11 protein-coding genes and 1 pseudogene are annotated in these 20569 nt (G+C 74.8%); 9 read left to right on the forward strand and 3 right to left on the reverse strand.

What is annotated here, in order from left to right:
* Positions 1–14 precede the first annotated feature (14 nt).
* Entirely contained in the window at positions 15–833 is an 819-nt protein-coding gene (locus AF335_RS26830) for a crotonase/enoyl-CoA hydratase family protein (RefSeq protein WP_102921013.1), read from the reverse strand.
* 145 nt (positions 834–978) lie between these two features.
* Between AF335_RS26830 and AF335_RS26835 the strand changes: the two genes are divergently transcribed.
* Positions 979–2595, forward strand: a complete 1617-nt coding sequence (locus AF335_RS26835) for an acyl-CoA synthetase (protein WP_102921014.1) — start codon at positions 979–981, stop codon at positions 2593–2595.
* Positions 2596–2771: 176 nt separating this feature from the next.
* Positions 2772–4085, forward strand: coding sequence for a phenylacetate--CoA ligase PaaK (paaK, locus tag AF335_RS26840; RefSeq protein ID WP_102921015.1), 1314 nt, complete (start codon positions 2772–2774; stop codon positions 4083–4085).
* Positions 4086–4278: 193 nt separating this feature from the next.
* Here paaK and AF335_RS26845 read toward each other — a convergent pair whose 3' ends face one another.
* The gene (locus tag AF335_RS26845) at positions 4279–5784 is read right to left on the reverse strand and encodes a fatty acyl-CoA synthetase (RefSeq protein ID WP_102921016.1); all 1506 of its coding nucleotides are present in this window, start codon (positions 5782–5784) and stop codon (positions 4279–4281) included.
* A 223-nt stretch (positions 5785–6007) separates the two neighbouring features.
* Here AF335_RS26845 and AF335_RS26850 point away from each other — a divergent pair, with 223 nt between their 5' ends.
* The 3 genes from AF335_RS26850 to AF335_RS26865 all read left to right on the forward strand — a co-directional run bounded on the left by AF335_RS26850 (position 6008) and on the right by AF335_RS26865 (position 11491).
* Positions 6008–8308 carry a serine/threonine-protein kinase gene (locus tag AF335_RS26850; RefSeq protein ID WP_102921017.1) on the forward strand — a complete coding sequence of 767 codons (2301 nt, stop codon included), beginning with the start codon at positions 6008–6010 and terminating at the stop codon, positions 8306–8308.
* 245 nt (positions 8309–8553) lie between these two features.
* Positions 8554–9666 (forward strand): NAD(P)H-dependent flavin oxidoreductase, encoded by a 1113-nt coding sequence (locus tag AF335_RS26860; protein ID WP_102921019.1) that lies wholly within the window; start codon positions 8554–8556, stop codon positions 9664–9666.
* A 277-nt stretch (positions 9667–9943) separates the two neighbouring features.
* Positions 9944–11491, forward strand: a complete 1548-nt coding sequence (locus AF335_RS26865) for an acyl-CoA synthetase (protein ID WP_102921020.1) — start codon at positions 9944–9946, stop codon at positions 11489–11491.
* Positions 11492–11573: 82 nt separating this feature from the next.
* On the opposite strand, the gene AF335_RS26870 is transcribed toward AF335_RS26865, so the two are convergent.
* Positions 11574–12458 carry a helix-turn-helix transcriptional regulator gene (locus AF335_RS26870; RefSeq protein WP_102921021.1) on the reverse strand — a complete coding sequence of 295 codons (885 nt, stop codon included), beginning with the start codon at positions 12456–12458 and terminating at the stop codon, positions 11574–11576.
* Between the two features lie 299 nt (positions 12459–12757).
* On the opposite strand from AF335_RS26870, the gene AF335_RS26875 reads away from it, so the two are divergent.
* The 4 genes and pseudogenes from AF335_RS26875 (at position 12758) to AF335_RS26890 (ending at position 20567) form a co-directional block, all read left to right on the forward strand.
* Positions 12758–14509 carry an AfsR/SARP family transcriptional regulator gene (locus AF335_RS26875; protein WP_102921022.1) on the forward strand — a complete coding sequence of 584 codons (1752 nt, stop codon included), beginning with the start codon at positions 12758–12760 and terminating at the stop codon, positions 14507–14509.
* Positions 14510–14542: 33 nt separating this feature from the next.
* Positions 14543–16822, forward strand: a complete 2280-nt coding sequence (locus AF335_RS35980; protein WP_102921023.1) for a TOMM precursor leader peptide-binding protein — start codon at positions 14543–14545, stop codon at positions 16820–16822.
* A gap of 58 nt (positions 16823–16880) precedes the next feature.
* Positions 16881–18860 (forward strand): TOMM precursor leader peptide-binding protein, encoded by a 1980-nt coding sequence (locus AF335_RS26885; protein ID WP_376697866.1) that lies wholly within the window; start codon positions 16881–16883, stop codon positions 18858–18860.
* A 115-nt stretch (positions 18861–18975) separates the two neighbouring features.
* A pseudogene (locus tag AF335_RS26890) lies at positions 18976–20567 on the forward strand (nitroreductase family protein).
* The last annotated feature ends 2 nt before the right edge of the window (positions 20568–20569 follow it).

Consider the following 20569-nt stretch of genomic DNA (forward strand, 5'->3'; position numbering starts at 1 on the left):
GGTCTCTCCCTCGGTCAGGCGCGGCGGAAGACGGGCGGTCGTTTCTCGGCGAAGGCGCGGGTGCCCTCCTGGGCGTCGGCGGTGCGGAACAGGGGCATCCCGCGTTCGAGTTCGAGGGCGAGGCCCTCGGCCTCGGTGAGGCCGGCGGTGTCGTAGGCGCACGCCTTGACGGCCTCGACGGCGAGCGGGCCGTTGGCGTTGACGAGCTCGGCGGTCTCCAGGGCGCGGTCGAGGGCGGTGCCGTCGGGTACGACGTGGCCGACGAGGCCGATGCGTTCGGCCTCACGGGCGGTGTACGGGCGTCCGGTGAGCAGCATTTCGAGGGCGTGGGTGCGGGGGATCTGGCGGGTGAGGCGGACGGTGGAGCCGCCGACGGGGAAGAGGCCGCGCCGCACCTCGAAGAGGCCGAACACGGCGCTCTCGCCGGCGACGCGGAGGTCGGTGCCCTGGAGGAGCTCCGTGCCACCGGCGACACAGGGGCCCTCGACGGCGGCGATCACGGGCTTACGGGGCCGGTGGTGGCGGAGCATGGCCTTCCAGTGCAGGTCGGGGTCGGCGGCGAAGCGCTCCCGGTAGGGGTCCCCGGCCGCCGGGCGGCCGTCCCCGGGCCGGGCGGCGGCCAGGGCCTTGAGGTCCATGCCGGAGCAGAAGGCGCCGCCGGCGCCGGTGAGCACGATGGACCGGATCGCGTCGTCCTCGTCGGCCTCGGCCCAGCCGTCGTGGAGCCCGACGAGCATCGGGAGCGAGAGGGCGTTCCTCGCCTCCGGCCGGTTCAGGGTGAGCACGAGCGTGGCTCCGGCGCGCTCCACTGTGAGGTGTTCGGTGCCGCCCATGGGGGTCCTCCCGTCGTCGGACCCCCACAGGGTGCAGGAGGCGCGGCCGCGGTTCAAGGGATTCCCGGCAGTTTTCTGACTGTCCGTCAGATTCTTTGAGTGCGGGGGCTTCCCAGCCCCACGGGGCGGCGCTACTAATGTCGCCGTGGACTACAACCTCGCGGATCTGTTCGAGTCCGTCGTCGACGCCGTGCCCGGCCGGGAGGCACTCGTCCACCTCGACCACCCGGGCGACGGCGCCGAGCACAGACTCACGTACGCCGGGCTGGACGAGGCGGCGAACCGGCTGGCCCATCACCTCCGGGACAGCGGCGTCCGGCCGGGCGAGCACGTCGGGCTGCACCTCTACAACGGCGTCGGCTACCTCCAGGCACTGTGGGCCTGCCTGAAGATCCGCGCGGTGCCGGTGAACGTCAACTACCGCTATGTGGCGGGCGAGCTGGCCTATCTCTACCGGGACGCCGGGCTGACGGCGCTGGTCTTCGACGGCGAGTTCACCGGGCGGGTGGCCGCGGCCCTGCCCGGGGCGCCGACGCTGCGCCACCTCGTACGGGCCGGGGCCCCGCCCGCGGGCGCGCCCGAACCCGCCGTCGCGCCCGTACCGCTGGACGAGGCCGAGGCGTCCGGGGCGCCCTGGCGCGACTTCGGCCCCCGTTCGGGCGACGACCGGTTCATCGTCTACACCGGCGGCACCACCGGCATGCCCAAGGGGGTGCTGTGGCGGCAGGAGGACCTGTTCTTCGCCGGGCTCGGCGGGGGCGCCCCGACCGGAGAACCGGTGAAGCACCCCGGTGAACTGGCGGAACGGGTGGCGGCCGGCGGCGAGGGGCTCGTCTTCCTGCCCGCCGCGCCGCTGATGCACGGCACGTCCACACTGACGGCCCTCATCGCCTTCGGCTTCGGCCAGAAGGTCGTACTCCACCGCAAGTTCGTGCCCGCCGAGGTGCTGCGCACCGTCGCGAAGGAGCGGGTCACCAGCGTGTCGCTGGTCGGCGACGCGATGCTGCGGCCGCTGGTCGACGCGCTGGCGGGGCCGCTGCGGGGGACGGACTGCTCGTCGCTGCTCACCGTCAGCAGCTCGGGGGCGATCCTCTCGGACGCGGTGCGGGAGGAGTTCACGGCGCTGCTTCCGGGGGTGGCCCTGCTGAACAACTTCGGGTCGTCGGAGTCCGGTTTCAACGGCACCGCCACCGAGGACCGCGGCCGGGGCTTCCGGCTGCGCGTCAACGGCCGTACGGCCGTGGTCGACCCGGTCACCCACGAGCCCGTCCCGCCCGGCACGCCCGGCCGGGTGGCCCAGCGCGGCCACGTCCCCCTCGGCTACCACAACGACCCCGCGAAGACCGCCGAGACCTTCTTCCGGCTGCGCGGCGAGCGGTGGGTGCTGCTCGGGGACATGGCGACGGTCGACGCCGAGGGAGTCGTCACGGTCCTCGGCCGGGGCTCGCAGTGCATCAACACCGGCGGCGAGAAGGTGTACCCGGAGGAGGTCGAACAGGCGCTCAAGGCACACCCCGACGTCTACGACGCCCTGGTCACCGGCGTCCCCGACCCGCGCTGGGGCCAGCGGGTGACCGCCGTCGTCCAGCCCCGCGAGGGCACCCCTCCCCCGTCCCCCGAAGCCCTCCGGGCGCACTGCCGCGACCGCCTCGCGGGCTACAAGGTGCCGCGCGGCGTCGTCTACACGGACCGCGTCCGCCGTTCGCCGAGCGGGAAGGCGGACTACCGCTGGGCGAAGGAGGTGGCGGAGGGCGGAGGCTGACGCGGCGAGGGCTGACGCGGCGGGGTCCGGTCCTCGGCGGCCGGGCGGGCGCGCCCGCCCCGCATGCGGAACTCCCCGCTCGGGGGAAGCTCCCCCCGAACCTCTTGACGTGCGCTTCCCACCGCCGGTTACCATCGGGAATCTACCGAACGATCGGTCGGCAGAGGGTGGTGGCGATGACGGAGAGCGGCGCGCTCCTGGACGCGGCGGAGCGGATGACCCCTGCGGAGCTGGCCGCGTTGCAACGGGAGCGACTGCGGAGCACCCTGCGGCACGCCTACGAGAACGTGGGCTTCTACCGGCGGGCGTTCGACGCGGCCGGGGTGCGCCCCGAGGACTGCCGTTCGCTCGGCGATCTCGGCCGGTTCCCGTTCACCACCAAGGCGGATCTGCGCGACCACTACCCCTTCGGGATGTTCGCCGTGCCCGAGGAGCGGGTGCGGCGGATCCACGCCTCCAGCGGCACCACGGGGACCCCCACCGTCGTCGGCTACACCGAGCACGACCTCGGCGTCTGGGCCGACGTCGTCGCCCGGTCGCTGCGGGCCGCCGGGGCCCGGCCGGGCCACAAGGTGCACGTGGCCTATGGATACGGCCTCTTCACCGGGGGCCTCGGCGCCCACTACGGCGCCGAGCGGCTGGGCTGCACGGTGATCCCCGCCTCCGGCGGAATGACCGCGCGCCAGGTCCGGATCATCCAGGACTTCCGGCCGGAGGTCATCATGGTGACACCCAGCTATATGCTCACGCTGCTCGACGAGTTCGAGCGGCAGGGCGTCGACCCCCGGTCCACCTCGCTGCGCGTCGGCGTCTTCGGCGCCGAGCCGTGGACGGACGGGATGCGGCGGGAGATCGAGGAGCGCTTCGCGCTGGACGCCGTCGATATCTACGGGCTGTCCGAGGTCATGGGGCCCGGCGTCGCCCAGGAGTGCGTGGAGACCAAGGACGGGCCGCACATCTGGGAGGACCACTTCTACCCCGAGATCGTCGACCCCCTCACCGGTGAGGTGCTGCCCGACGGCGCCCACGGCGAGCTGGTCCTCACCTCACTCACCAAGGAGGCCACACCCGTCGTCCGCTACCGCACCCGCGACCTCACCCGGCTGCTGCCCGGGACCGCGCGCCCGGCCTTCCGGCGGATGGAGAAGGTCACGGGCCGCAGCGACGACATGATCATCCTGCGGGGCGTCAATCTCTTCCCCGCGCAGATCGAGGAGGCCGTGCTGGGCATCCCCGGCGTCGCACCCCACTTCCAGCTGCGGCTGACCCGCGAGGGGCGCATGGACCACCTGACCGTGCGGGCCGAGGCGCGCCCGGAGGCGACCTCCGCGCAGCGCGCGGCGGCCGCCGGGGAGCTCGTCCGGCGGGTGAAGGACGGCATCGGGGTGTCGGTGGGGGTCGAGATCGTCGACCCGGAGACGCTGGAGCGGTCGGTGGGCAAGATCAAACGGATAATCGACCTCAGGGGAAGGGGAAAGGACCGGGGGTGAGCGGCCCTCACGGCGGGAGGGCGGGGCGAAGGCGAGAGGGCCCACGGGGCGGGCGAGGCGGGGCGGGCGTGGGGCCCCACAGGCAGGGGCCCCCACGGGCAGGGCCCCACAGGCAAGGGGTCCCACGGACGGAGCCCCCACGGATGGGGGCTCTACGGACGGGGGCTCCACGGGCAGGGACCCCGTACGCCCCTCATACGCCGTAGCGTTCCCTCAGCTCCCGTTTGAGGATCTTGCCGCTGGCGTTCCGGGGCAGTTCCGCCGTGAACACCACCCGCTTCGGCGCCTTGAAGTGGGCGAGCCGCTCCCGCGCGTGGGCGAGCAGTTCCTCCTCCGTCACCGGCGCCCGGACGACGACCACGGCCGTGACGGCCTCGATCCAGCGCTCGTCGGGCAGCCCGACGACGGCGGCCTCCACGACGGCGGGGTGCGTGTAGAGGGCGTCCTCCACCTCGCGGGAGGCGACCAGCACTCCCCCGGAGTTGATGACGTCCTTGATCCTGTCCACGACGGTGAGGTAGCCCTCGGCGTCGCGGACGGCCATGTCACCCGAGTGGAACCAGCCGCCCCGGAACGCCTCCTCGGTCTCCTCGGGGCTGTTCCAGTAGCCGTCGCACAACTGCGGTGAGCGGTAGACCACTTCGCCCGGCGTACCGGCCGGCACCTCCCGGCCCTTCGCGTCCACGACGCCGGCCTCCACGAAGAGCACCGGCCGCCCGCACGACGCCGACCGGCCGGCGTGCTCCTCGGGGCGCAGCACGGTGGTCAGCGGTCCCGTCTCGGTCTGCCCGAAGCAGTTGTAGAAGGCGAGCCCGGGCAGCCGGGCCCGGAGCCGTTCGAGGACGGGCACGGGCATGATCGACGCTCCGTAGTACGCCTTGCGCAGCCCGGAGAGGTCGCGGCCGGTGAACCCGGGATGGCGGGCGAGGTCGATCCAGACGGTGGGCGGGGCGAAGAGGCTGTCCACGCCACCGTTCTCGACCAGTTCGAGGAGGCGGTCCGGGTCGGGGGCGTCGATGATCACGTTCTCGGCGCCGACCGCCAGGTAAGGCAGCAGGAAGACGTGCGTCTGCGCGGAGTGGTACAGCGGCAGGGCGTGGACCGGCCTGTCGGTCTCCTTGAGGTCGAGGGCGGTGATGGCGCTGGCGTACGCGTGCACGAAGGCGCGGTGCGTCATCATCGCACCCTTGGGCAGCGCGGTGGTGCCGGAGGTGTAGAGGAGCTGCGCCAGGTCGTCCGCCCCGGGACCGCCGACGGCGAGGACGGCCGTCCCGGGGCGGTCGGCCAGCCGTTCCAGCAGCGAGCCCGTGGCGTCCCGCAGGGGAAGGGCGCGTACGCCGCCGGGCAGGCGGTGCTCGAGGTGCGGGTCGGTGAGAACCAGGGAGCTGCCGGAATGTTCGAGGATGTGGCGCAGGTCGGCGCCGGTGAGGCGGTGGTTGACGGGGACGTGGACGAGCCCGGCGCGGGCGCAGCCGAGGAAGCCGATCAGATAGGCGTCGGAGTTGTGCCCGTAGGCGGCGACGCGGTCGCCCGCGCGCAGGCCGGTGCCGAGGAGTGCGCGGGCGGCGGCGGTCACGGCGTCGTCGAGCTCGCGGTAGGTCCAGGCGCGGTCCTGGAAACGGATGGCCGTGCGGGTGGGGGTGCGGGTGGCTGTGCGGTGGAGGATGCCGTCGACGGTGCTGGTGCGGGGTGGGGTCATGGGCGGGGTTCTCCCCTACCCGCCCCTTCCCGTAACCGGGGGCTTCGCCCCCGGGCCCCCCTTTTTCCGCGCTTCGCGCGGTGTCCTCAATCGCCGGACGGGCTGATTTCAGCCCGTCCCACCACTACCGGCAGCACTCCCTCCGTCTTCAAGCCGCCCCTACCGGCCGCCATACTGGACGGGCCGGGGGATGCACGCGACGCGACGGGGGCGGCGGCGAGGGATGGTGGAATCCAGGCTGATCCAGGGTCGGTACGAGCTGCTCGACCGGATCGGGCGAGGCGGCATGGGCGAAGTGTGGCGCGCCCGTGACACCTCGCTCGGGCGGCAGGTCGCGGTCAAGTGCCTCAAGCCGATGGGGCCCCGGCACGAGCACTCCTACCTGCGGGTGCTGCGCGAGCGGTTCCGGCGCGAGGCGCGGGTCGCGGCGGCCCTCCAGCACCGGGGCATCACCGTCGTGCACGACTTCGGCGAGTCCGACGGCGTGCTGTTCCTCGTCATGGAGCTGCTCGACGGCCGTAACCTCAGCGAGCTCATGGACGACAACCGGCGGTACCCGCTGCCCGTGCCGGAGCTCGTCGACATCGCGGAGCAGGTCGCCGCGGCCCTCGACTACACCCACCGGCAGGGCGTCGTCCACCGGGACCTCAAGCCCGCCAACGTGATGCGGCTCGCCGACGGCGGCGTGAAGATCTGTGACTTCGGCATCGCCCGGCTCGGTGACATGGGCTACGGCTCCGCCTCGTCCCTCTCCTCCCGTCTCACCGGTACCGGCATCGCCATGGGCACGCCGCATTACATGTCGCCGGAGCAGATCGGCGGCGGTCAGGTCGACCAGCGCAGCGATCTGTACTCGCTGGGCTGTGTGCTGTACGAACTGGCCACGGGCGCTCCGCCCTTCGACATGGACGACGCCTGGGCCGTCCTCGTCGGCCACCGGGACCGGGCGCCCCGGCCGCCGCGCGAGCTGTGCCCCGAGCTTCCCGCGCCCCTTGAGGGCATCATCCTCGACCTCCTCGCCAAGGACCCGGACGACCGGCCGCCCGACGCCGCCGACCTGCACGCCCGGCTGCTCGCCCTCGGCCCGGCCGCCCACGCCGGCACCCTGCCCCGGCCGCTGCCCGGGATCGCGCCGCGGCCGCCGCGCGCCTCGGTGCGGCTGCCCGACCCGCCCCGGCTGCCCGGCTGGGCGAGGAACATGACCACCGGTTCCAAGGCGACCGGCCCCGGCCCCCGGCCGGTCCTGCCGCCCGACCCCGTGGTCTCCCTGACCGGCGCCTGGACCGGCGTCGCCGCCGGAGCCCTGACCGGTCCGCCGGCCAAGGGCGGTGCCGGCGGCCGGTCCGCCGTCGTCGAACTCCCGTCCCCGGAGGTCCTCACCCGGCTCGCCGGACGGCACCAGGAGGCGCTGCGGCTCGGCCGGCTGGGCCGCTGGGCCGAGGCCGGCGAGGCCCACCGGGGCGTCGCCGCCGAGCGGGAGCTCATCCTCGGCCCCGACCACCCCGACACCCTGGCCAGCCGGTACGAGGCCGCGTTCACCCTCAGCCGGCAGGGCCGTACGGGCGAGGCGCTGCGGGAGTACGCCCGCGCGGCGGCCGGCCGGGAGCGGGCGCTGGGCCCCGACCACCCCGACACGCTGGCCGCGCGGCAGGAGACGGCGTACGTCCTCGGGCAGCTCGGCAAGCACGTTGAGGCCCATCAGGTGTACGTGGCGGTGCTCGCCGCCCGTGAGCGCACCATGGGCCCCGACCACCCCGACACCCTCCGCTGCCGCCACAACCTCGCCTTCAACCTCGGCCGGCTGGGCCGGCCGGAGGAGGCGTACGGCATGGCCCGCGACGTCGCCGCCGCCCGCGCGCGCGTCCTCGGCGCGAGCCACCCGGACACCCTCGTCACCCGCTACGAGGTCGGTTACGCGCTGGGCCGGCTGGGCCGCTGGACCGACGCGCTGCGGACCTATCACGAGGTCGCCGCCGCCCGGCAGCGGGTGCTGGGCGCGGAGCACCCCGACACCCTCGCCGCCCGTTACGAGGCGGGCATCTGTCTCGGCCGGCTCGGCCGCAGCGGGGAGGCCCTGAAGCTCTTCCGCGAACTCGTCGACGAGCGCACCCAGGCGCAGGGCCCCGACCACCCCGACACCCTGCGCGCCCGGCACTGCCTCGGCGTCAACCTCGGCCGCCTCGGCCGCTGGGAGGAGGCGCTGGCCGAGGCGCGCGACGTCTGCGCGCTCCGCGAAGGTCTGCTGGGCGCCGACCACCCCGAGACGCTGGTCAGCCGTCGCGAGATCGCGGTCGGGCTCGGCTGGCTCGGCCGTTGGAAGGACGCCCTCGTGCTCTACCGCGAGGTCGCCCAGGCCCGCCAGCGCGTCCTGGGCGCCGACCACCCGGACGCCCTGACCAGCCGTAACGACGAGGCCCACTGCCTGGAGCAGCTCGGCCGCTCGACCGAGGCCGTCGAGCTCTACCGCCAGGTGGCGGCGGTCCGGAGGGCACGGGCGGGGCGGGGACAGCCGCACGGGGGCTGACGGAGGGGCGGTGCGCGTGAGCCGGAGGTGTACGAGCGCGTCGTCGCGGACCACCGCACCCCGGGACCGGCTCCACCCGTCCGCCCGCCCATACACCCATCCGCCTGTCCGCCCGCCTGTCCGCCCGTCCGTCCACCCGCCCGTCCGCCCGTCCACCCGTCCACCCGTCCACCCGGGCCGAATTCATCTGACGCATCATCAGAAACCTCTTCCCTCGACCGGCGGGCTGCGGCATCCTGCCGCCCATGCAGACGGAGCTGAGCCGGCGACTGGGCATCGAACACGCGGTCTTCGGCTTCACCCCCTTCCCGGCGGTGGCCGCCGCCATCAGCCGCGCCGGCGGGCTCGGCGTGCTCGGGGCCGTGCGCTACGCGGACCCCGGCGCCCTCCACCGCGACCTCGACTGGATCGAGGCCCGCACCGGCGGCCGGCCGTACGGACTCGACGTCGTCATGCCGGCGCGGAAGGTCGAAGGGGTGACCGAGGCCGATGTCGAGGCCATGATCCCGGACGGCCACCGGCGGTTCGTGGAGGAGACGCTCGCCCGGCACGGCGTCCCGGGGCTCGGCCCCGGCGACCGCTCGGGCTGGCGCATCACGGGCTGGATGGAGGACGTGGCCCGCGCCCAGCTCGACGTCGCCTTCGACCACCCGATCGCCCTGCTCGCCAACGCGCTCGGCCCGCCGCCCGCCGATGTCGTCGCCCGCGCGCACGCCCACGGGATCCTCGTCGCCGCGCTGGCCGGCAGCGCCCGGCACGCGGTCCGGCACGCCGAGGCGGGCATCGACATCGTCGTCGCCCAGGGCTACGAGGCGGGCGGCCACACCGGGGAGATCGCCACCATGGTGCTCACCCCCGAGGTGGTCCACGCGGTCGACCCGCTGCCCGTACTGGCCGCCGGCGGCATCGGCGGCGGCGAGCAGATCGCCGCCGGCCTCGCCCTGGGCGCCCAGGGCGTCTGGCTCGGTTCCCTCTGGCTGACCACCGACGAGGCCGAGCTGCACTCACCGGCCCTGACCGCCAAACTCCTGGCCGCGGGCTCGGGCGACACCGTCCGCTCCCGCGCCCTCACCGGCAAGCCCGCCCGCCAGTTGCGCACCGCCTGGACGGACGCCTGGGACGACCCCGACGGCCCCGGCCCCCTCCCCATGCCGCTCCAGGGGCTGCTCGTCGCCGAGGCCCTCTCCCGGATCCAGCGGTACGAGGCCGCACCGCTGCTGGGCACACCGGTCGGCCAGATCGTCGGCCGGATGACCTCCCGGCGCCCCGTACAGGCCGTATTCGACGAGCTCACCAGGGATTTCACCCGGGCGGTGGCGAGGCTGGGGCGGATCGCGGGCGGGACGGAGGGGGCGTGACGGAGCGGGCGGCGACGCGGTGGGCCGTACGGGGCGGGCCGGCGCCGACGGCGTCCACCGGCGGATCGAGGGCTTCGCGTGCGAGAGCGCCGTCACCCCCGGCGCGGCCGCCGGCTCCCGGAACACGGCCGGCCCGCCACGACGGCCCGGAGCGGGCCGGGCCCTCGCGGTGCCCGGCGGAGCGTGACCGCGCCGACCGGGCACCGACCGGCCGGGCCCCGAGCGAGTTCCGGCCGGGCGGCACCCGCCCGGCACGACCGAGAGGACGGACCACGCCATGCCCCAACCACCCAACGGCTTCTGGGCCCTGGCCGCCGCCGACCCCGGCCGTGCCGTCCTCACCACCCCCACCGGCGGGACCTGGACCGCGGGCCGGCTGCACTCCGCCGCCAACCGGCTCGTCCGCGGGCTGCGCGAAGCCGGTCTGCGGGCCGGGGACGCCTTCGCCGTCCTCCTCCCGAACGGCGTCGAACTCCTCACCGCCCACCTCGCCGCCACCCAGGCCGGCCTCTACCTCGTCCCCGTCAACCACCACCTCGTGGGGCCCGAGACCGCCTGGATCCTCGCCGACTCCGGAGCCCGGGTCCTGATCGCCCACGAGCGTTTCGCCGCCACCGCGACCGCCGCCGCGGACGAGGCCGGCCTGCCCGCCGCCCGCCGCCACGCCGTCGGCGACATCGCCGGCTTCCGCCCGTACGCGGACCTCCTCGACGGCCGGCCCGGCACCCCGCCACCGGACCGCACGCTCGGCTGGGTCATGAACTACACCTCCGGCACCACCGGCCGCCCCCGGGGCATCCGCCGCCCCCTGCCGGGAAAGCCCCCGGAGGAGTCCTACCTCGGCGGATTCCTCGGCATCTTCGGCATCAAGCCCTTCGACGGCCATACGCACCTGGTCTGTTCACCGCTCTACCACACGGCCGTGCTCCAGTTCGCCGCCGCGTCCCTGCACCTCGGCCACCGCCTGGTGGTGATGGACAAGTGGACGCCGGAGGAGATGCTCCGCCTGATCGACGCCCACCGGTGCACCCACACCCATATGGTCCCCACCCAGTTCCAGCGGCTCCTGGGCCTGCCCGAACGGGTCCGCGGAGGCTACGACGTGTCATCGATGCGCCATGCCCTGCATGGCGCCGCGCCCTGCCCGGACCACGTCAAACGCGCGATGATCGACTGGTGGGGGAACTGCGTCGAGGAGTACTACGCGGCCAGTGAGGGCGGCGGTGCGTTCGCCACCGCCGAGGACTGGCTGAAGAAGCCCGGAACCGTCGGCAAGGCATGGCCCATCAGCGAACTCGCGATCTTCGACGACGACGGGGAACGGCTGCCGCCGGGCCGGCTCGGCACCGTCTATATGAAAATGACGACCGGAGGGTTCGCCTACCACAAGGACGACGCCAAGACCCGGGAGAGCCGCATCGGCGACTTCTTCACCGTCGGCGACCTCGGCCACCTCGACGAGGACGGCTATCTCTTCCTGCGTGACCGCAAGATCGACCTGATCATCTCCGGCGGCGTCAACATCTACCCCGCGGAGGTCGAGTCCGTGCTCCTCGCCCACGAGGCCGTGGCCGACGCGGCCGTCTTCGGCGTCCCGCACGACGACTGGGGCGAGGAGGTGAAGGCCGTCGTCGAACCCGCGGAGGGGCATGCGCCCGGGGCGCGGCTCGCGGAGGAGCTTCTCGCGCACTGCGCGGGGCGGTTGGCGGGGTACAAGCGGCCGCGGTCGGTGGAGTTCATCGCGGCGATGCCGCGGGATCCGAACGGGAAGCTGTACAAACGGCGGCTGCGGGAGCCGTACTGGAACGGGGGGCGGGGGCGGTAGCCGGGGGCGGTGTGCCCTGCGGGCGGCCTTTTCCCCACCCCGCCCCTTCCCGAATGTCCTCAAGCGCCGGACGGGCTGAAAATCAGCCCGCCCGGGGCACCTCCCCCTCCCCCACCCGCGTCACGACCACGAACCGCAGATCCGGCTGCTCCGCGGGCACCAGCACATGGCTGGTCACCTGTACGTCCACGCCGTCGTGGCACGGCAACCGCAGCCGGAGCCGGTGTCCGCCGGGGTGTTCGACCACCGCGTGCTGCTCCGCCCAGATCCGGCGGCACGTGCCATTGGCCGCCAGGATGTCCGCGATCAGCGCCTGGATCTCGGCGTTGCGCGGCGCCCGGTGGCTGGCGACGCGCAGCATCGGCAGGTAGATGCGGGCGCAGGTGTCCTCCCAGCCGAGGATCTGTTCGCGGGCCTCGGCCGAGGTCAGGGCCCAGCGCATCAGGTTGGGGCGCGGGCCGAGGGTGAAGGGGAACCACTCCGTCATGGGGGCGTTGGCGGCGACGATGTTCCAGGCGGCGTCGGAGACGTAGGCCGGGTGCGGCGCCTGGTGTTCGAGGAGGGTCACGGTCGCCGGGTCCACCGCGGTCCCGGCCCGGTGCACGCCGCTCATGGGCGGGCGGCGGCCGGAGACGCCGAGGAAGAGCGTGAGGGTCTCGGTCTCGCTGAGCCGCAGCGCCTCGGCGACCCGCAGCAGGAAGGCGTCCGAGAACTCCCGGGGCGCGCCGGTCTCCAGCGCCCGGTACCAGCCCTCGCTCACCCCGGTCAGCCTGGCGACGTCCGCCTGGGACATCCGGGACCCCGCGCGGTGTCCCCAGACGCGCAGCTCGGGTATCCGGCGGCGGTCGACGCGCGCCCGCCAGGCGCGCAGCAGCCGGCTGACGGACTGTCCGCCCGCCGGTGTGGCAGACAGGGCCGCCGGGCCCCCCGGTCGCGTCGGCGACTCGGGACTTTGGTCCTGTTTCACCTTCGGATGTCTCCCCCGGCTTTAACTGATCATTGCCATGCCCGTTTCTACCGGATCGGGGCGGCGCTGACCAGTCCGGTCCAACTCCTGAACAATGCCCGGTGAGTTGTTTAACGATTGATTTTGCATACGCGCCACCTTCCGCGACCCGCACTGGAACTCACGACACTGCGAGTGACGGATTTCCTGTTGCAGACTCTGAGGGCGAAGAAGGCGTCGCGGCCTCGACCACCCCGCGCTGCCCGATGCCGCGTGTCCATGGATGGGAACCCATAAGGATTCGTTGGAGGTGTCAGAATATGCGCTTTCAGATTCTCGGCCCTTTGCGGATCGCCGACGGCCCCGACGTGGTCGTGCTCCCGCCCTCGAAACCCACCGTCCTGCTGGCCGCCCTGCTGCTGCGGCCGGGCACGGTGGTGCCGGTCGCGTTCCTGCGGCGGGCGATCTGGGGCGACGAGGAACCCTCCTCGGCGAAGGCGGCGTTGCACGCCTGTGTGCTGCGGCTGCGGAAGACGTTCGCCAAGTACGGGATCTCCGGCGCGGTGATCGAGTCCGTGCCGGGCGGGTACCGCGCCGCGGTCGAACCGGGCTCGCTGGATCTCGTCGACTTCCGCGCGCTGCGGGCCCGGGCGCAGGCCGAGCGGGACCCGGAGGCCGAACTGTGCCTGCTCAAGGAGGCGCTGGCGCTGTGGCAGGGACCGTTGCTGACCAACGTCCCGTCGGACCTGCTGCGCCGGGACGAGATGCCGCGGCTCGCCGAGGAGCGGCTGCGGACGGTCGAGCGGGCCTGCGACATCGAGCTCCGGCTGGGCCGTTGCGGCCAGGCGCTCGTCGAGCTGTGGGCGGTCGCGCGGGCCCACCCCGGGCACGAGCGGTTCCGCGAGCAGCTCATCGAGGCGCTCTACCGCACGGGCCGGCAGGCCGACGCCCTCGCCGAGTACCGGGAGGTCAAGCGGTACCTCCAGGACGAACTGGGGGTGGATCCCGGACCGGCGCTGCGACGGCTCGAACTGAGCATCCTCCGGGGTGACGACATCGGGCCGCGGCCGGAAACGGACGAGCCGGCCCCCACCCCCGCGTACTCCGGCACGGCGGCGCCCTCCCCCATCGCCGCCGTGCCGGGCTTCACCGGCCGGGAGGCCGACGGCGCCGCGCTCGCCGGACGGCTCACGGCCGACCGCGCGGCACCCGCGATCGTCGTGCTCTCCGGCGCTCCCGGCATCGGCAAGACCGCGCTCGCCCTGCACACCGCCCGGCAGGTCGCACACGCCTTTCCGGACGGCCTGTACACCGCCCGGATGACCCACGACGACGGGACGCCGAGGGCTCCCGGCGAGGTGGCGGCCGAGCTCCGGGGGCGCACCGGGGGCCCTCGGCGGCTGCTGGTCCTGGACGACGTGACCGGCGCCGACCAGGTGCGGCCCCTGCTGCCGGCCGAGGCGGGCGCGGCCGTGCTCGTCACCAGCAGGCTCGGCCTCGCCGGGCTCCTCGCGGCGCACGGCGGCTGGGCCCACCGGCTCGGCGCGCTCACCGAGGACGAGTCCTTCCGGCTGCTGACGACCGTCCTCGGCGACGGCCGCGCCGGGGCGGAGGCCGGGGCGGTGCACCGGCTGGCGGCGGCCTGCGGGCACTTCCCCTTCGCCCTGCGCATCATGGCGGCGCGGCTGCTGACCCGGCCGCGCCTGACGGTGGCCGACTGCGTGGCCTGGCTGCGCGAGGACCCCGTCGCCCGCCTGTCGCTGCCCGACGACCCGCGCCTGTCGGTGCCCGGGCTGTTCACCGGCGCCCTGGACCGGCTGGACCCCCGGCTGGCCGACGCGTTCCTGCGCGTCGGCGCCTCGCCGCCGGAGCGGCTCTCGGTGACCGGCACGGCCGGCCTGCTGGGAGTGGTCCCGTCACTGGCCGAGGAACTCCTGGAACGGCTGGTGGACGTGAGCCTGCTCGAAGAGGGCCCGGCCGGCCGCTATCACATGCACGAACTGCTCCGGAATTTCGCCCGCCGGGCCACCGGATTTCACGACGACCCACCCGCGCTGTCGATGCGCCACTGAATTCATCCGTCTCCTTCACGAGGTGTGAAACTCATGCTGGAAGCCTACGAAGCGATTAACGAGACCCGGCCCCGGATCCGCCGGGACGTGCTCTTCACGGAGACGCCGGACGGCGTGCTGTTCCACAACGCGCACGGCGGGTTCCATCTCAATTCCAGGTCCGGCTACCGTTTCGCCACCCTGATAGTCCCGCACCTGAACGGGGAGCACCGGGTCGCCGATCTCTGCGAGGGGCTCGGCGAGCCCCAGCGGGCCATGGTCGGCCGGCTGGTGCGGACGCTGTACGAGCGCGGGTTCGCCCGTGACACCCCCGTACCGGACGGTCCGTCGGTCACGCCGTCGGCCCCGGAGGTCGCCGAGCGCTTCGCCCCGCAGATCGCCTACGTCGACCACTACGCCGACGACGCGGCCCGCCGCTTCCAGGAGTTCCGTGCCGCCCGGGTCGCCGTGGTCGGCGAGGACCTCGTCGCCCGCTGGTGCGTCCTCGCCCTGGTCCGCAACGGCAGCGCGGCCGTCGGCCATCTGGCGGGCCTCGACACCGTGGAGAACCGTTTCGCCGAGGTGCGTACCGAGGCCGCCGCGCTCACCGCCGGGGGCTGCCCCGTCGACCTGGAGACGATCCCCGCGGACGGCCCGGTGCGCTGGAGCGACCTGGCCGCGTACGACGTCGTCGTGGTCACCGGCGGCCACGAGGGCGCCGCGCGGCTCTTCCGGCTGGTGGCGGCCGGGGTGCCCGCGGGCAAGTCCCTGATACCTGCGGCGATGTTCGGTGACCGCGCCGTCGTCGGCCCGCTGATGACACCCGGCACCGCCGGCTGCTGGGCCTGCGCCGTCCTGCGCCTCGGCGCCCACGGCGACGCCGCCGCGGCGGCCGACCTGTGGAGCGGCATCTGTCTGCCGGCCGGTGACGGACCGCCGGCCCGGGAGGCCGGCCGCGGCCTCGCCGCGATGCTCGGCAACCTCCTCGGCTACGAGGTCTTCCGCCTCACCACGGGGGCGCTGCCCGCCGAGACCCGGGGCCAGGTGATCGTCCAGGACGCCGAGTCCTTCGACGTGGTCGCGGAGCCGCTGCTGCCGCACCCCCGCTGCCCGTTCTGCCGGGACCTGACGGCCGGCACGGCGCCCTTCGCGGCCCCCGCCCCGGAGGAGCCCGCACCCGCCGGGGGCACCGCGCCCGACCTCGACACCGAGGCACTGCTCGCCGAGCTCAACCGCCGGCAGGTCCTGGTCCGCCCGCACACGGGCGTCGTCGAGCGGTTCACGGACGAGCCCTGGACGCAGACCCCGCTGAAGGTCGGCGCCGTCAGCCTGCCCACCGGGCACGCCGGACAGCGGAACATCGCCGCCTTCGACGTCCACACCGTCGCCGGAGCCCGGCTCACCGCGCTCGACGCCGCCGCCGGCGCCTATGCCGAGCACGTCGTCCCGCTGCGCGGCGTCCTCACCGGGCAGGCCCTCGACGACGCCCGCCGGGACACCCGCGCCCTCGCCCCCGCCGCGCTGACCGTCGCGAGCGGCCTCGCCGCCGACGCGCCCGATCCGGCCGCGTGGGTCCGGGCCGCCTCGCTGACCGGCGGGGAGCCGGCGCTGGTGCCGGCCGGCGCGGTGCGCACCTTCGGCCCGTACAACCGCGACCGGGTCCACACGCCGACGACGGCGGGCACCGGCGCGGGCCGTACGGCCGCCGAGGCCACGGCGCGCGGCCTGCTCTCCGCCCTGTGCCACGACGCGCTGGAGCGCGCGGTGCGCGGCACGGGCGGGGCGACCCTGGTGGCCCCGGAGGGGCTCGGGGCGGACCCGGAGCTCGTCTTCCTGCTGAGCTCGGCCCGCAACCTCGGCGTCGAGTGCGAGCTCCTCGACCTCGGCGAGTCGGCCCGTTCCTCCGCCCATGTGCTGCTCGCCCGCGCCTTCCTCCCCCGGACCGGCGAGCGGATCTGGGCGGTGGCCGGCGAGACCGACTGGCGGCGCGCCGCCGCCGGGGCGCTGCGCGACCTGCTGGGCCAGGAGCAGCTCGGCCGGGAGCTCGCCGAGCACGGCGAGCCCCCCGTCGACCTCGGGGACCCACTGCTGGGCGACCTGGAGCCGGCGGCCCTCGCGGTCACCGGGGCGGGCGACGCCCGCGTGGGCGAGGCCACTTCGTACCCGGCGATCCTGGACCGGCTGCGCGCGGCGGGGCGCGAGGCGCTCGTCGTGCCCACGGACTCGGCCGACCTCCTGGCCGGTGGCATCACCACCGTCCGGGTGCTCCTCACCCGCGAGGACACCCGCGCGGGCGGCGGCGAGCGTACGGACGGGGCGGCCCGTGCCCACTGAGACCACGGCCGCACCGGCCGTGCCCTCCGTGCCGGGGACGCCTCCCGAGTGGGAGCGCGTGTGCCGGGACCTGGCCGCTCTGCTGCGCGACTCCGGGTCCGGGCCGGTCGAGGTCACGGCGCTCGGCTTCCGGGACGGGCTGGCCCAGGGCCCCTCGTCCGGCCCCTCGTCCAGTCACAGTCCCGTGCCGCGCGTACAGCTCTACGGGCACCACGCGCTCGTCGGACCGCTCCCCCGCGCCGGCGGCGAGGGCGACGCGGCCCGGCCGTGCCCCCGGTGCCTGGCCCGCCGCTGGCAGTCGGTGCGCGGCAGGGCGCTGCGCGACGCGCTGGAGCTGGGCTCGGGCACCCGGGCCGCCGGCGTGCCGCCGTACGCCCTGCCGTTCCTGGCCGACACGATCGCCGCACTGCTGACGGCGCACCGGGAGCGGGAGGCCGGAAGGGCCCGCGAGGCGTCCACGACCGCGGGGGACGAAGCGGCCGCGGGGACCGGGGGCACCCGTGACACCGGCACGGCCGGCGCCGACGGCCCCTTCCCCGCCGTCCACCTCGTCGATCTGGAGACCCTGCGCGTCAGCCGCCACCCGCTCGTCCCCGACGCCGAGTGCCCGGACTGCGGGCGCGGCGTCCCCGACGACGCGCGGACCGCGACGCTCACGCTGCGGCCCGCGCCCGAGCACCGGCCCGGCTCGTTCCGGGTGCGCGGGATCGGCGCGTACGACCTGCCGACGGAGGCGTTCGCCAATCCGCTGTGCGGCGCCCTCGGCCCCGGTGTGGTGCACGACGTGGCGTCGGCGACGACGTCGGCGACGGTCGGCTGCTTCGAGCTGCGCTCGGGCGAGTACCTGCGCGAGACGTTCTGGGGCGGCCACGCCGACTCGTACGCGGACAGCGCCAGGATCGGCGTCCTGGAGGGTCTCGAACGGGCGGCGGGGATGCGCGCCCGCGGCCGGCGGACCCGGGTGCGGGCCTCCCTGGCGGCCCTGCGGGCGCGGGGCGAGGCGGCCGTCGACCCCCGCGAGTGCGGTCTGTACCCGCCGGAGTTCCACCGCGCCGAGCCCCGGGTCACCCCCTTCACGCCCGACCGGGAGATCCCCTGGGTGTGGGGGTACTCGCTGCGGGACCACCGCCCGCTGCTGGTGCCCGAGATCCTCACGTACTACGGCACCCCGGGCCTGGAGAACCGCTTCGTGCAGGAGAGCTCCAACGGCTGCGCCTCGGGCGGCTCGCTGGAGGAGGCCGTCTACTTCGGGCTGATGGAGGTCGTCGAGCGCGACGCGTTCCTGCTGGCCTGGTACGGGCGGCCGGCGCTCCCCGAGATCGACCCGCGGACCAGCGCCGACCCCCGGACGCGGCAGATGGTGGACCGGCTGGCGATGTACGGCTACGAGGCGCGGTTCTTCGACACCCGGATCACCTTCCCGGTGCCGGTGGTCACCGCCGTCGCGGTCCGCGCCGACGGCGGCCCCGGCACGATGTGCTTCGGCGCGGGCGCCGGCCTCGACCCGGAGGCGGCGCTCGCCGGCGGGCTCTGCGAGATCGCCACCGACGCGGTGAACATCCGCGGCCGGGCCGAGCGCGACGGGGAGCGGCTGCGGGCCATGGCCGCCGACTTCGACAAGGTGCTGGCGCTGCACGACCACCCGCTGGTCTACGGCCTCCCGGAGATGTCCGGGCACGCCGGGTTCCTGCTGGCGGCGCGGGGGCCGAAGCGTTCGATGGCGGAGCTGTACGGGCCCGGCACCCGGGTGCTGCCCGCCTCGGGCGACCTCAGGGACGACGTCGAGCGGTGCGTGGCGACGGTGGCGGACGCGGGGTTCGACGTGGTCGTCGTCGACCAGACCCTGCCCGAACAGCGCGACCTGGGCCTGCACACGGTCTCCGTGCTCGTGCCGGGGCTGCTCCCCATCGACTTCGGGTGGCGGCGACAGCGGGCGCCGCACATGCCGCGGATGCGGACGGCGCTGCGCGAGGCCGGGCTGCGCGACCGCGATCTGCGGCCCGGGGACCTCAACCCGGCCCCGCACCCCTTTCCTTGATCCCTTGCCCCCTTGGCCCCTTGGCCCTCTGTTCCCCCGCTCTCCGCCCACCCCTCTGATTCCCCCACTCCCCGGCCGATTGAGCTGAAACGAGCCGAACACCTAAGGAGAACCCGTGGGTTTCGCCCATGAATACGCGGCTGCGATCATGCACCGCGGCAGGATCCCCATGGAGCCCGTCGACTTCGTGCCCGACTGGTCGGACCGGCCGCGCAAGGGGAAGTTCTACCCGGGCGCCGAGTCCGTCCCGCTGCCGGACGGCGCCCTGCCGGACCCCGGCGCCACCGTCCAGGAAGGCGTCTTCGGCGCCTCCGGGCCCCGGGACGAACCGTTCACCCTGCCCCTGCTGAGCGGGATGCTGCTCGACTCCTACGGCCGCGTCGGCCGCCGCCTGGGCGTCCAGGCCAACACCGACCTGCCGTCCCTGCCGCTCTACACCGACGCCAACTGGTCCCGGGGCAGCGCCTCGGGCGGCGGCCTCTACCCCGTCACCGTCTACTGGGTCAGCGGCCCCGGCGGCCCCTTCACCCCGGGCGTGCACCACTACTCCACGACGCACCACGCCATGCAGCGCCTGCTGACGGGCGACGTCACCGGAGAGGTCCGCGAGGCCCTGGGGAACGGCACGACCGCGGACCAGTTCCTCGTCCTCGGCGTGAAGTTCTGGCAGAACGCCTTCAAGTACAACAGCTTCTGCATGCACGCGGTCAGCATGGACGTCGGTGCCGCCCTCCAGACCTGGCGCGTCTGGGCGCGCGCCCGCGGGCTGCGGGTCGAGCCGGCGCTGTGGTTCGACGAGGAGCGGCTGGCCCGGCTGCTGGGCGTCGACGCCGCCGAGGAGGGGATCTTCGCCGTCGTGCCGCTCTCCTGGGAGGGCGCGCCCCCGGCGGCGGCCGCCCCCGTACCGGTCGCCGAGGGCCCCGCGCCGCGCGTCCGCCGCACCGAGAGCGAGCGCTCCCGCCGGGTCGTCGTCTTCGAGACGGTGCGGCGCGTCCAGGCCGCGACCGTCGGGCACGCCGCCGACCGCCCGGCGCCGGGCGCCCTCGCCCCGGCCGCCGCCCTGCCCGCCGGGAGGGCGAGCGCGTGGCGCTGCCGGAGGCCCCGCCGCTGGCCATGGGGGTGCGCGAGGCGCTGCGGCGCCGGCGCAGCAGCTTCGGCCGCTTCGACGCCCGGCGGCCCCTCTCCGCCGGGGAACTGGCCGCGACCCTGGCGGCCGCCGCGGCCACGTCCGTCGGCGACGACGCCGCGGTCCCCGGCGGACCGCCGCTCGCCAAGCTGTACGTCTTCGTCAACCACGTGGCGGGCGTCGCGCCCGGGGCGTACGAGTACGTGGCCGACGACCACGCGCTGCGGCTGGTGAAGCCGGGGCCACCGGGCGCCTTCCTCCAGAAGAACTACTTCCTGTCCAACTACAACCTGGAGCAGGCCGGGGCCGTCGTCGTGCCCGCCGTCCGCACCGCGGCCGTCCTGGACGCGGTCGGCGACCGCGGCTACCGGCTGGTCAACGCCACGGTCGGCGCGGTCGCGCAGACCTTCTACACCACGGCGGCCGCCCTGGGGCTGGGCGGCGGGGTCGCGCTCGGCTTCGACACCGTCTCCTTCGTCGAGGAGCTGGATCTCGCCGGAAGCGGCGAGGCACCACTACTGATCATGCTCATCGGCCATGAGCGGCCCGGCTCCGCCGACTTCCGCTACGAGATCGCCTGAGC

It is taken from the genome of Streptomyces eurocidicus (genome assembly GCF_002891295.1).
Lineage (GTDB): Bacteria > Actinomycetota > Actinomycetes > Streptomycetales > Streptomycetaceae > Streptomyces > Streptomyces eurocidicus.